This window comes from Pseudomonas sp. P1_C12 (genome assembly GCF_056406435.1).
The window spans coordinates 142,630-155,622 of sequence record NZ_JBFUAE010000010.1; the positions used below are offsets into that span (position 1 = coordinate 142,630).

The window sequence follows — 12,993 nt, forward strand, 5'->3', positions numbered from 1 at the left end:
AGATTGCGCCCATGATGCGCGAAGTTGGTCCATCCAGGACAACGGATTTATCCAGAGTGTAGTGGGGTGGGCGAAATCATTTCACTACTAGACTGAATCGAACCACTCACCGAGTGACACCGACCATGCGCCTCGACTGGATCGCCACTTGCCTCGCCTTCATGTTGTTTGCCGGCCCGGTGTCCGCTGCGGATCAAGCGCAAAAGCAGCAAGCGGCCGAGAACAAGGCCGAGGTGCTGGAACAGAAAGCCGCCGAGAACAACAACCCCGCACCGGTGCCCAAGGCTGAAGCGATTACCCCGTCCGAAGTCCAGGCCGTCGACCCGGCGGGCGTCGCGCCGCTGGACGATGCGATCACGTGCCTGGCCCGGTCCATTTACTGGGAAGCCAGGGGCAAGGACACCGCCGACATGGAGGCAGTGGCCAACGTGGTCATGAATCGCCTGGGCCACGAGGGCTTTCCGGACACGGTGTGCAAAGTGGTCAAACAGGGTTCAGAAACCAAGAGTTGCCAGTTTTCCTGGTGGTGTGACGGCAAATCCGATTCGGTCCAGGAAGAGGTGCCTTACGCGATGGCCAAGGAAATCGCGCGCAAGGCCCTGAACAAGGAACTGCCGGACCGCACGCAGGGTGCACTGTATTTCCACGATCGTACCGTCAAACCGGATTGGGCCACGCAATACATCAAGACCGTGGATATCGGTTTGTTCCGGTTTTACAAGCCACATGACAATTCGGCCAGATAATAGCGGCTGTTTCGGCCAGATATGGTTTTTTTTGCTGAGGTTGCGCACGGCGTTATCGAAACTGAAATGTTTCTGTTTTATAAGCTTCACAACGAAACCGTGCGCGAATGACGCCATAAGCAGGAGCTACATATGAAGCTGACGAGGGTCTGGATCAGTAATCTCGCGCCGATCGCGGCGCAGTCGCAGGCATGCGTCCAATGACCGTTCTGGTCACCGGTGCGGCCGGGTTCATCGGTTTTCATACGGTCCAGCGTTTGTGCCGCGAGGGTCAGGAGGTTGTTGGTATCGACAACCTCAACGACTACTACGACGTGGAGCTCAAGCACGCACGCCTCAAAGTGCTGGAGACTTTGCCGGGTTTTCGTTTCCGGAAAATGGACATCGTCGATAAACCGGCCCTGATGAGCCTGTTTCAAGAACACCGTTTTACCGAAGTGGTGCATCTGGCTGCTCAAGCCGGGGTGCGCTACTCGCTGGACAACCCGGATATCTATGCGCAATCGAACCTGGTGGGTTTCCTCAATGTGCTGGAAGCCTGTCGGCACCATCGCCCCGAGCATCTGATCTACGCTTCGAGCAGTTCGGTGTACGGCACCAACAGCAAAATGCCGTTCAGTGTCGAGGATCCTGTCGAACATCCCGTGTCGTTGTACGCCGCCACCAAGCGCTCCAATGAACTGCTGGCCGAAAGTTATTGCCATTTGTATGGCTTGAAAGCCAGTGGCCTGCGCTTTTTTACCGTCTACGGTCCGTGGGGCCGCCCGGACATGGCGCTGTTCAAGTTTACCGACGCCATCCTCAAAGACCTGCCCATCGACATTTACAACCAGGGGCAGATGTCGCGCGACTTTACCTACGTCGACGACATTGTCGAAGGTATCGCCCGACTACGCCCAAAGCCTCCGGTGCCGGAAGGCTCCGCCACCGGGGTAAACCGGCTCTTCAACATCGGGCGTGGCATGCCGGTGGCGTTACTGGATTTCGTCGACTGCCTGGAGTCCGCCCTGGGCCTGCAGGCCCGGCGCAACTACATGCCGATGCAGGCCGGTGATGTGGTCAAGACCTGGGCCGATGTCTCGGCACTGGCCGAGTGGGTGGGCTTCAGCCCGCAGGTGACGCTCGAAACCGGCGTCGGCGAGTTTGTGAAGTGGTATCGGCAGTTCTATCAGATTTGAAGCGTTCGCCTCTGATCTCGAAAAATCAAAAGGGCGAGAGAGACCCCATGAACCAAGACATTTTTGTATCCGTACTGATTCCCGCCAAAAACGAAGCGAACAACCTCAAGCCGCTGCTTGAAGAAATCCGCGTCGCATTGGCCGCTGAATCGTACGAAATCATCGTCGTCGACGATGGCAGCACCGATGCGACCCTGCAGGAATTGCGGCAGATCCGCCAGAACGGACTGAACACCCTGCGCATCCTGCATCACGAACGTTCGCTGGGGCAGAGCACTTCGTTGTACCACGCCGCACGGGAGGCCCGCGGGCAGTGGCTGGCGACCCTCGATGGCGACGGCCAGAACGACCCGGCGGACATCCCCGGCATGCTGGCGCTGGTGCGCGGCGAACCGGGCCAGGTTGACGTGCAACTGGTCGCCGGGCACCGGGTCAATCGCCGTGACACCGCGAGCAAACGTTACGCCTCGCGTTTCGCCAACAACCTGCGCCGCCGCCTGCTCAAGGACGCCACCCCGGACACCGGTTGCGGCCTGAAGCTGATCGAGCGCGCGGCGTTCTTGCGCCTGCCGTACTTCGACCACATGCATCGCTATATTCCGGCACTGATCCAGCGCCATAACGGGCGCATGATCGTCCACCCGGTCAACCACCGGCCGCGCACGGCCGGGGTGTCGAAATACGGCAACATCGACCGCGCGCTGGTCGGCATTCTCGATTTGTTCGGAGTCTGGTGGCTGATCAAACGCACGCGGCTGAACACCATTGCCCAGGAGATCGAAGGATGATGTTGTCTCGTGAAACCCTGTGGCTGATCGTCGGCTTTGCGGGGCAGGTTGCCTTTACCGGGCGGTTTGTCCTGCAGTGGCTGTACAGCGAGTACAAGAAACGCAGCGTGATCCCGACCAACTTCTGGTACCTGAGCATCGTTGGCAGTACCTTGTTGCTCGCCTACGCCATCTACCGCCAGGACCCGGTGTTCATCGCCGGTCAGGCGTTTGGCTCCATCGTCTATTTCCGCAACCTGCAATTGATTGCCAAAAGCAGAAGCGTGAAGGAATAAACCATGCGTAGATCACTGTCGCCCAGGGTCGAATGCCTGGGCCTGATGCTGCTTGCCCTGTTGCTGATCGGCGCCGGAATGGGGCTGCGCCAGGCACAGAATGTGGACGAAGAGCGTTTCCTCGGCGTCGCACTGGAGATGCTGCAAAACGGCTCGTGGCTGATCCCGCACCGGGCGGCCGAGATCTACGGCGACAAGCCGCCGATTTTCATGTGGACGGTGGCGTTCTTCACCTGGCTGACCGGCAAGCCGAACATCGCCCTTTATATCCCGGGGCTGTTTTCGGCCGTGACGGTCACGGCGATGGTCTATGACCTGGGTCGTCGCTTGTGGACCCAGCGTACCGGTCGCAACGCCGCGCTGTTGTACCTGGCGACATACCAGACCTACAGCATCCTGCGCACCGGCCAGATCGACAGCCTTTTGATTCTGTTTACCTCCCTGGGCCTCTATGGTCTGGCGCGACACCTGCTGCTCGGCCCGGCGTGGCGCTGGTTTTACGCGGGCTGCGCGGCCATGGGCATCGGCGTGATCACCAAAGGCGTGGGTTTCCTGCCGGCGCTGTTGCTGATTCCGTACGCCTATGCGGTGCGCAAAGACTGGCCCGGTGTGGTGGCCATGCCCGGCGAGGCGCGCAAGTGGTTGCTGGGGTTGGTGGTGATGCTGGCAGCGATTGCGATCTGGCTGTTGCCGTTGGCCTTGTCCATCATCGTCAATGGCAGCGCTGACGAAATTGCCTATGCGCGGGAGATCCTCCTGCACCAGACCGCGGGCCGTTATGCCGCCGCGTGGCATCACCGCGAACCGTTCTGGTACTTCTTCACCAACGTGATTCCGCAGTACTGGCTACCGCTGGTGCTAGTGCTGCCATGGCTGGTCCCCGCCTGGCGCCGGCAGTTGCAAAAACGTGACGGCCGGGTCCTGGTATTGCTCGGTTGGGTGGTGCTGGTGGTGCTGTTTTTCTGCATCAGCACTGGCAAGCGCAAGCTGTACATCTACCCGGCGCTGCCTGGGCTGGTGCTGGTCGCCGCACCGTTGATCCCGTGGCTGCTCAAGCGCTGGTTCAAACGGCACCCGCGTTTGCGTCGGGTGTTCCCGGCACTGGTCGCGACCTGGTTCGTACTGTGGTTCGCCCGTGGTTTCATCGAACCGCTCAAGGAAGGCGCCAACATTGATCAGGTGCTCATGACCCAGGCGGCATCCATGACCCAGGGCGCCGATCTGGTGCTGGTCAACTGGGAGGAGGGGCACTGGTTGTTCGCCCGTCAGCCGATCGTGCATTTCGGCATGGATTACTCCTCCATCGAGAAGGCTGCGCAGTATCTGCGTGAACACCCCAAGGCCTACGCTCTGGTACCGGATGACGTACTGAACCAGTGCTTCAAACCCGAAGCGGCCCGTGAACTGGGCGAAAACTCCCGGGCGAACTGGTCGATCGTGGGGGCGGATGCCGACAACGGCAAATGCCTCCCGCAAGAGGCCAGCAAAGCCTATCGGTTCACCTGGAATGACCCGCACATGCCCGCGCCGGCGCAGGTGGCTAATCCCTGAGGGTAAAAAAAGGGCCGCTTGAATAAGCGGCCCTTTTCTTCGTTCGTCGCCTGTCACTGACGGGCATCCAGCACCACGCGGTAGCGCGCCTTGCCGCTGCGCAAATGATCGATGGCTTCGTTGATCCGGCTCATGGGGAACATCTCGACCTGCGGCAGGATCTGATGACGGGCGCAGAACTCCAGCATCATCGCGGTGTTGGCCGGTGAGCCGACCGGTGAGGCGGACAAGACTTTTTGCTGGGGAATCAGGTTGAACACGTGCACCGGTATGGCGTCGGGCACGATACCGACAAAGTGCAGGCGGCCCTTGCCGCGCAGGGTGGCGAGCATGGCCGTCCAGTCGAGGTTGGCGTTGGCGGTGACCAGGAGAAAATCCAGGGTGCCGGCAATGGCATTGAGCGCATCCGTGTCGGTCGAGGCGACCACCTTGTGCGCGCCCAGGCGCCTGGCTTCGTCCTGTTTGCTCAGCGATGAGGTGAAGGCGGTGACTTCGCAGCCCCAGGCGTTGAGGAAGCGCAGCGCCAGGTGACCGAGGCCGCCGATGCCCACCACACCGACCCGATCAGTGGGCTTGATACCGAATTCCACCAGCGGGTTGAACACGGTCGAACCGGCACAGAACAACGGCCCGGCCATCGCCGGGTCGAGCCCGGCCGGGATCGGCAAGGCCCAGGCCCAGTGCGAGCGAATGCGGTCGGCAAAGCCACCGTTGCTGCCGATGATGGTCGGTTGCACGGTGCGGCACAGGTTATGGGAGCCTTCGATGCACGACGTGCAATGCATGCAGCTGCCCTTGTACCAACCGATGCCCACTCGTTGGCCCATTTCCAGGCCGCGAACCTGGTCGCCCAGCCGCACGATACGGCCGACCACCTCGTGACCGGGAATAAACGGGTAGCTGCTGATGCCCCAGTCGTTGTCGATCAGCGACTGGTCGGAGTGGCAGACGCCGCAATATTCCACGGCGACTTCCACCTCATCGCTTCCCAGCGGGCCGGGATCGTAGCTAAAGGGTTCCAGTGGCGCGCCCGCTGCCGTGGCGGCCCAGCCGGTAAAGGTGGTGAGTTCGCTGCTGTCGCTCATGGGATACCTCCAGATCAGAAGTCAGGGGTCTTGGCCGCTTTGGTGCCGCGGCGGAGCGAGGAAAGTGTAGCGGGTTGCCGACGTTGCATCGGGCGCGAGCGTTGATACTTGAACACCCGACGCATACACCCACGGTCACTGTTCGAACAATTGGCGATTGGCCTGTACGAAGTCAGCCACCGTTTGTGGTGCTTGACCGGTGACTTGTCCAATCACGCCATCCACTCCTGAAAAGATCCCGTTCTGGTAATCGACAGCGACTGCCAGGAAGTGCTGGATGACAAATTCCGGCAGATCGTAGGTCTGCAGGTGCTGACGATACTCCTCCAGCGTCGACGGACTGTAGATGATGGTGCGGCCAACGATGGCGCTGATTTCCTCGGCGATTTGCTGATGGCTCAGTTCTATGGGGCCGCACAGCGGGTAGGTCTTGCCGATATGACCGGACGGCTGGGTCAGGAGCTTCGCGATCAGGCGAGCCTGATCCTCTGCCGCAATCGGCGCATGCCGCCCGCTACCGTACGGCAGCGTTATCTTGTTTTCCTTGACGATCTGATCCAGCACCCACGGAAAAATCAGCCATTCGGAAAAGAACGTCGGGCGAATGTGCACCACTGGCACGCCCGACCAGTCGAGTACGCGCTCGGCAATCCAGTGGTCGCGGGCGGCATGGCTCAGAGAGTCTTCCCGCGCGGAAATCTGCGACATTTCCACCACCACCTCGACGCCTGCGCGCCGTGCGGCATCGGCAAAATAGGCGGTTGCCTGAATGTAGCCGGGGCGAACCGGGTAGCACAGGTACGCGCCGGTCACGCCATCCATGGCGCGCAAGATATCGTCATGTTCCAGCAGGTCGCCGACAAAGATTTCGGCGCCCTCGTTCTGCAAGGCGGCGCTGCGTTCGTCCAGTTGATGCACGAAGGCCCGCACTGTATGACCTTCATTGAGCAGATGACGGACGGTGTAGACGCCGGTTTTACCGGTTGCTCCGGTGATGAGGTATTTGTGTGGCTGCATGATGGGTTCTCTCACTGTAATAAACGGGAAGTGGATCAGCTGTCGAAGGGGGCGTTGTCGATCAGGTCGCAGACATTCGGGCAATCGAAACCATGGACATGGCGACGTCCGACATCGGCGAGCCCGGTACCAATGGCCGTATGGGGTTTGTTCCTGGCCACTTCGGCAACGGCCTGGGTAAAGGCCGCTTTCATGCCGATGCGGGGGTAAAGCGCGAGCGTGTCGTCGACCAGCGAAGGGGTGATTTCATCCAGGTGCAGGCCCATGACATCGACATGGGCGCCCAGATAGATCAGGGCGATTTCCGGCTGTTTGCGGTCGGCGATGCCGGCGCTGGAGTGCAGGGCAATTGCATCCCAGACCTGTTCAGCTTTCGCCTGCGGATAACCGTTGGCCAGGAGAAAATGACGGGCGGCATCGGCGCCATCGACTTCAAAGCGCTGGTCGGCGGCAAACTCGGGCGTCAGCCCCAAATCGTGCAGCAGTGCGGCGAGGTAGACCGCTTCACGGTCGTACCGCAAGCCCCGGCGCTGGCCAAGGAATTCGGCAAACCACCATGTCCGGTGCACATGATGCAAAAGCGCTCTGGAATGGACGCGCTCCACGAGCGATGCGGCTCTGCGGGCTAGCTCGGAGTCTGGAGCGCTGAAGCCGCTGATGTTGATGGGTGTATTCATGGTGCCTCCCGGTAATGAACTTGGCTTGCCATTCACTCTAGGGATGTATGGTGTGGCGTAATTGACTATTTGCGGATGATTTGTGCCAATATTGGTGCCTTGAACGAGCAGGAACCCGCCGTGATGAACAAGACGAAACCTGGCCATTCATTGAAGGGCCGCACACCAAAACGCGTGGTGATTCTGGGGTTGCCACCCGTCGACGGGCTCGACGTCATCGGCCCGGCCGAGGTGTTTTCCCTGGCGAACACTCTGCACGACGGAGCCTTCGCGCCCTACGTGCTTGAACTGGTCTGCGCGGGCGTCGACCCGCAAATGGCCAGCAGCACTGGCATCGGGCTCATGGCGCACACGACCCTCGAGCACGAGCGGCGTGCCGACAAGGCCATCGACACGCTGATCGTGGCGACAGGCTGGCAGGCAATCGATCAGCTGGACGGGGCGGCCATCGAATGGATTCGCACGAGGTCCGAAAGCGTACGACGGGTGTGCTCGATCTGTGTCGGCGCGTTCGCCCTGGCAGACGCAGCACTGCTGGACGGGCGCCGGGCGACGACTCACTGGCGCATGGCACGCGATCTTGCCGAGCGATATCCCAAGGTGCAGGTCGATCCGAATCCGATCTGGATCAAGGACGACAAAGTCTATACCTCGGCCGGCATCTCGGCGGGCATCGACCTTGCCTTGGCGCTGGTCAGCGAAGACCTGGGGGATGACGTTGCGCTGGACATCGCGAAAAACCTGGTGCTGTTCCTGCGCCGTCCCGGTGGGCAGGCGCAGTTCAGTGTCGCCCTGCAATCGCAGCAGGTCCCCGGTTCTAATCTGGATGAACTGTGCCACTGGATCAGTGAGCACCTGAGTTCACAGCTGACCGTGGAAATCCTCGCAGACCGCTTTGCTACCAGTGTCCGAACCTTGATCCGGATCTTTCAGCGCGAGTTGCAGACCACCCCGGCCAAGTACGTGGAAGACGTTCGGCTGGAAGCCGCGTGCCGGGAGCTCGAACTGGGTGGGCGCTCGATGGAGGAGGTCGCACGCCGATGCGGTTATCACAGCGTTGACGTACTGAGGAAGGTTTTCGTCCGGCGCCTTGGCGTGAGTCCCAGGGAGTACGCGCAACGTTTCGCGCCGGACGTGGGGTAGGGGCGCCCGAGGCTTTCGGAGAATGTCGAACGGTTCGATGCGCTGGAACTGTTGATCTGAGCGTTACCTCAGAACTCCAGATCGATCACCAAGGCCTCATCGAAATCAGGATTTTCATTGATGCCATTTTTGGCATAGCCCTGGGGGTTGCACACCACGCGGGTGTTGCCCACCCGATAATCGAAGCTGCCATGGGTGTGGCCATGCAGCCACAGTGCCGGCTGCCAGTCTTTGATCCGCGCTTCGAGGTCCGAGACAAAACTTGAGTTGATCGGCGAGCCGGCAAAGGTCGGGCTGATGCTCGACCGGGTCGGGGCGAAATGCGAGACCACCACCGTGGGCGTGCTGCTGTCGCGGGTGAAGCAGTCTTCCAGCCAGACGACGGTCTGTAGAAACACCAGTTGGGAAATGGCCGGGGTGAACAGGTCTGGAAAGTCGGGGGCGATCCTGATGTGGCTGAAGTCACGGATCAGCTGCGTCGCCAGATCGATGCCCAGCGCCCGATCCTCCGGGCTGTCGAGCAGGCGATAGTCAGACCACAAGGTGCAACCGAGAAAACGTACGCCGTCGTGGATGTACTCCGAACGTTCCAGTACGTGGATCTGTGTGCCTTGCGCCAGGCTGTTCAACTGCTCGTAGGTGGAGACCAGGTCACTGCCATAAAACTCGTGATTACCCGCCACGTACAACAACGGAACCGGGCAGGCTCTGGCCCACTCGATGGCCTTGGCCGGCCGGGCGATGTCCCCGGCGAGTACGACAATGTCGGCATCCACGGTGGGAAAAGGGACCGCGTTGACAGACAGGTGCATGTCGGACAGCAAGGCGATGCGCATGGATCAACTCCGGCGTGTCTTGAGGGGCAGGTCGTCCAAATTACCCGTTGTCGACCCGTTGCCACAAGCCGGCTTTATGCCACGCCGAAAATCCACTGTAGGAGCGAGCCTGCTCGCGATGGCTATGTGTTGGGTGATGTGGTTTTGCGGGTGTACATATCCGTTTTTGCGGTAACGGCGACTATTGGTTCCGCCCTTACGGCGGGTCACTTGGAAAAGCCCCAAGTAACCAAGGGCTCTTGCCCCTTTCGTTCGGTGCCTCGCCCAAGCTCGGCATTCCCTCGCTCCGGTCCTGCTCCGTGGGCCCGCCGCCATCGGCCATCCATGGCCGGCGGCGGCTAACCCGGCATCCATGCCGGGTTGCCCACTGCGCAGAACCTGCGCTCGGCCTCTCGAGGGGGCAAGAAGATCAAAAGCCAAAGCCAAAGCCAAAGCAAAAGCAAAGAGGTTGACTGGTTTATTTCAAGTACCAACCCCACGGCTCGTCACTGACGTACTCGGTCACCTGCTTGACCTCCAGGTAATTGTGCAACCCCCATTGCCCCAGCTCCCGGCCGATCCCGCTGTGTTTCATCCCGCCCCAGGGCGCTTCGACGAAGGTCGGTTGCGAGCAGTTGACCCAGACGATCCCGGCGCGCAGCTGGTTGGCGACCCGGGCGGTGCGCTGCAAATCGGCGCTCATCACGGCGGCGGCCAGGCCGAAGCGGCTGGCGTTGGCCATTTGCAGCGCTTGTTCTTCGGTCTTGAAGCGCTTGATGCACAGCACCGGGCCGAACACTTCTTCGCGCCACAAGATGCTGCTGTGCCCCGGCTCATCGAAGATCGCCGGCTCAATGAAATACCCTTCGGCCAGATGCGCCGGTCGCCGTCCGCCGGTGAGCAAACGGGCGCCGCTGGCCAAGCCCTGGTCGATGAAGCCGAGCACCTTGTCGTACTGGCCCTGGCTGACCAGCGGCCCGAGCAGAACGCCGGGCTGCATACCGGGGCCAATGCTGATCTTGCGGGTTTCCTCCACCAGCCGTTCGATCAGGCGCGGGGCGATGGTTTCCTGCACCAGCAGGCGTGAAGTCGCGCTGCACACCTGACCCTGGTTCCAGAAAATCCCGAACAGAATCCACTCCACAGCGGCTTCGACATCGGCGTCATCAAACACGATGAACGCAGACTTGCCCCCCAGTTCCAGGCTGATGTTCTTGATGTCCCGCGCCGCTGCCGACATGATTTTCGCCCCGGTGGGCACGCTGCCGGTGAAGGCCAGTTTGTCCACCCCCGGATGCTCGGTGAGCGGGCTGCCGGCGTCGGCGCCGAGGCCGGTGACCAGGTTCAGCACCCCGGCGGGCAAGCCGATACGATCGGCAGCGGCCGCCAGTTCCAGCGCGGTCAATGGCGTCAGTTCGGACGGTTTCAACACCACGGTGGCCCCGGCGGCCAAGGCTGGCGCCACCTTCCACGCGGCCATCAGCAGCGGGTAGTTCCAGGGAATGATTTGCCCGGCCACGCCAATCGGCTCGTGGCGGAGGCGGCAGCGAAAACGCTCATCCGGCAAGGCCAACGGCTGATCCTGCTGCTGGTCAAGATCGCGGGCCAAACCGGCGTAGTAACGGAAACAACCGATCGCATCGCCAATGTCCCATTGCGCTTCGGGCAGCGGCTTGCCGTTGTCACGCACTTCCAGTTCCGCCAGCGTCTGCTGGCCGCTTTCCAGCTCATCGGCCAGCGCCTCGAGCCACTGCGCACGCTCGGCGCCGCTGGTTTGTCCCCAGCCATTGTCGAAGGAGCGACGGGCCGCACGCACGGCATGGTCGACATCCTCTTCAGTGCCCGCCGCCACGCGGTGGAAGACCTGTTCGGTAGCCGGATCAATCACGTCCAGATAGCCGCCCAGGTCCGGGCTGACCCATTCGCCGTTGATGTAGAGCTGATCACGCATGGTGTGACTCCTGGACGCCGGTGCGGCGGTTTTGCAGATGGCGGGAAGTGAATAGCAGGGCCAGCGACACGCAGATGATCACCGTGGAAATCGCGTTGATCTCTGGCGTCACGCCGCGGCGGATGGAGGAAAAGATGTAGATCGGCAACGTCGTTTCGGAACCGGCAACGAAGAACGCGATGATGAAATCGTCGAAGCTGAAGGTGAAGGCCAGCAGGAACCCGGCCATGATCGCCGAACTGATCTGCGGCAGGGTCACCCGCCAGAAGGTGTCCATCGGTGGCGCATACAGGTCCGCCGAGGCTTCGAGCAAAGCCTTGTCCAGTGAATCGACGCGGCTGCGCACGATCACCATCACCAGGGCCATGGTGAACAGCGAGTGCGCGGCGATCACGGTGAAGAAGCCCATGTTCAATTTCGGCACCGTCGGCAGCCAGCTCGCCAGTAGCGGGTTGATCAGGTCGAACAGGCTGATGAACGCAATCAGCGTCGAGATACCGATGACGATGCCCGGCACGATGATCGCGCAATAGGTCAGCGCATCGAACAACATGCGCACCTTGCTGCCGCAACGCTGCAAGCCAAACACCGCCAGGGTGCCGAACAGCGTGGCGATCACCGAGGAACTTGCGGCAATCAGCGCGCTGTTGCCCAGGGCTTCCATGATGAACGGGTTGCCGAACGCAGTGCCGAACCATTGCACCGAGCAGCACTGGAACGCCAGGCCACTGCGCCCTGCGTTGAAGCTGAACAGCACGATCAAGGCAATCGGCGCATAGAGGAACAGGTACAGCGAGGTTGAATAGCTACGTAGCCACATGTCACAGGCCTCCGTCGGCAGGGCGGCCGCCATAGCGCGCCACCAGTTTCAGATACACGCCGATGATCAGCAGCATCATCGCCACCAACGTCATGGCCAGCGCACTGCCGAACGGCCAGTTGCGCGATTGCAGGAACAGGTCGACCAGCGCGTTGCCGACAAAGAACACCTTGCCGCCGCCGAGAATCGCCGGGATCAGGAACTCGCCCATCAACAGGATGAACACCAGCATCACCCCGGTGATGATCCCCGGCGCGGACAGCGGCAGGGTGATCCGACGGAAGCTTTCGAAGGCGCTGGCACCCAGGTCCGCCGAGGCTTCGAGCAGGCGCTTGTCGAGTTTTTCCAGGCTGACGTAGATCGGGAACACCATCAGCGGCAGGTAGCCGTAGACGATGCCGATCAGCACCGCCCACGGCGTGTTGATCAGCCGCACATCCTCAAGACCCAGGCTGGCCAGCAGTGCCGGAATGCCTTTGCCACTGAGGATGAAAATCCACGCATAGGTGCGGATCAGGAAACTGGTCCAGAACGGCACGATCACCAGGGTCAGCAACAGCGAGCGGTTCCTCGTGACCTTGACCGCGAGGAAGTACGCCAACGGATAGGCCGCCAACAGGCACACCAGGGTACCCAGCGGCGCGAGCATCAGCGTGTTGCTGAACGCCGCGCCGCGAGAACCGAGGTTCAGGTAGTTGGCCAGGGTGAAGCCACCGGCGTAACCGCCCACGGCGCTGCGCTCGCCGAAACTGAAGACCAGGATGATCACCAGCGGCATCAACAACAGCAGCAGAAACCACAGGGTCGAAGGCAAGAGCATCACCAGGGTGATGCGCCGGCCGAGGCTGCGCCGTTGGCGAACCTCGGCCGACAGGGCATGGCCCGGCTGTACCGTTTGCGGGTGGGCGACGGCATTCATGGGTGACTCCTCATTGGCCATGGTCAAG

Annotated in this window: 13 protein-coding genes; 6 read left to right on the top strand and 7 right to left on the bottom strand. The window is 61.3% G+C overall.

Going from position 1 to position 12,993, the window contains the following annotated elements:
• Positions 1–125: 125 nt before the first annotated feature.
• From AC1D19_RS18530 to AC1D19_RS18550, 5 genes are all read left to right on the top strand, one after another.
• The gene (locus AC1D19_RS18530) at positions 126–746 is read left to right on the top strand and encodes a cell wall hydrolase (RefSeq protein WP_477764048.1); all 621 of its coding nucleotides are present in this window, start codon (positions 126–128) and stop codon (positions 744–746) included.
• 200 nt (positions 747–946) lie between these two features.
• Entirely contained in the window at positions 947–1,924 is a 978-nt protein-coding gene (locus AC1D19_RS18535; RefSeq protein WP_477764049.1) for an NAD-dependent epimerase, read from the top strand.
• Between the two features lie 47 nt (positions 1,925–1,971).
• Positions 1,972–2,712: a glycosyltransferase family 2 protein gene (locus AC1D19_RS18540; protein ID WP_477764050.1), complete on the top strand. Its 741-nt coding sequence runs from the start codon at positions 1,972–1,974 to the stop codon at positions 2,710–2,712.
• Positions 2,709–2,987: a lipid-A-disaccharide synthase N-terminal domain-containing protein gene (locus AC1D19_RS18545; protein ID WP_223456783.1), complete on the top strand. Its 279-nt coding sequence runs from the start codon at positions 2,709–2,711 to the stop codon at positions 2,985–2,987. The genes AC1D19_RS18540 and AC1D19_RS18545 overlap by 4 nt, the downstream gene beginning before the upstream one ends.
• Before the next feature lie 3 nt (positions 2,988–2,990).
• The gene (locus AC1D19_RS18550; protein WP_477764051.1) at positions 2,991–4,538 is read left to right on the top strand and encodes an ArnT family glycosyltransferase; all 1,548 of its coding nucleotides are present in this window, start codon (positions 2,991–2,993) and stop codon (positions 4,536–4,538) included.
• 53 nt (positions 4,539–4,591) lie between these two features.
• Here AC1D19_RS18550 and ahr read toward each other — a convergent pair whose 3' ends face one another.
• The 3 genes from ahr to AC1D19_RS18565 form a co-directional block, all read right to left on the bottom strand.
• Positions 4,592–5,623: an NADPH-dependent aldehyde reductase Ahr gene (gene ahr, locus AC1D19_RS18555; protein WP_477764052.1), complete on the bottom strand. Its 1,032-nt coding sequence runs from the start codon at positions 5,621–5,623 to the stop codon at positions 4,592–4,594.
• 135 nt (positions 5,624–5,758) lie between these two features.
• Positions 5,759–6,640: an NmrA family NAD(P)-binding protein gene (locus AC1D19_RS18560; protein ID WP_477764053.1), complete on the bottom strand. Its 882-nt coding sequence runs from the start codon at positions 6,638–6,640 to the stop codon at positions 5,759–5,761.
• A 35-nt stretch (positions 6,641–6,675) separates the two neighbouring features.
• Positions 6,676–7,317, bottom strand: coding sequence for an HD domain-containing protein (locus AC1D19_RS18565; RefSeq protein ID WP_477764054.1), 642 nt, complete (start codon positions 7,315–7,317; stop codon positions 6,676–6,678).
• A gap of 123 nt (positions 7,318–7,440) precedes the next feature.
• Between AC1D19_RS18565 and AC1D19_RS18570 the strand changes: the two genes are divergently transcribed.
• Positions 7,441–8,460, top strand: coding sequence for a GlxA family transcriptional regulator (locus AC1D19_RS18570; protein ID WP_477764055.1), 1,020 nt, complete (start codon positions 7,441–7,443; stop codon positions 8,458–8,460).
• A 68-nt stretch (positions 8,461–8,528) separates the two neighbouring features.
• Here AC1D19_RS18570 and AC1D19_RS18575 read toward each other — a convergent pair whose 3' ends face one another.
• From AC1D19_RS18575 to AC1D19_RS18590, 4 genes are all read right to left on the bottom strand, one after another.
• Positions 8,529–9,296: a metallophosphoesterase gene (locus tag AC1D19_RS18575; RefSeq protein ID WP_477764056.1), complete on the bottom strand. Its 768-nt coding sequence runs from the start codon at positions 9,294–9,296 to the stop codon at positions 8,529–8,531.
• Between the two features lie 457 nt (positions 9,297–9,753).
• Positions 9,754–11,226: an aldehyde dehydrogenase family protein gene (locus tag AC1D19_RS18580; protein ID WP_477753989.1), complete on the bottom strand. Its 1,473-nt coding sequence runs from the start codon at positions 11,224–11,226 to the stop codon at positions 9,754–9,756.
• The gene (locus AC1D19_RS18585) at positions 11,219–12,046 is read right to left on the bottom strand and encodes an ABC transporter permease (protein WP_477764057.1); all 828 of its coding nucleotides are present in this window, start codon (positions 12,044–12,046) and stop codon (positions 11,219–11,221) included. The genes AC1D19_RS18580 and AC1D19_RS18585 overlap by 8 nt, the downstream gene beginning before the upstream one ends.
• A 1-nt stretch (position 12,047) precedes the next feature.
• Positions 12,048–12,965 (bottom strand): ABC transporter permease, encoded by a 918-nt coding sequence (locus AC1D19_RS18590; RefSeq protein WP_477764058.1) that lies wholly within the window; start codon positions 12,963–12,965, stop codon positions 12,048–12,050.
• Between the last annotated feature and the right edge of the window lie 28 nt (positions 12,966–12,993).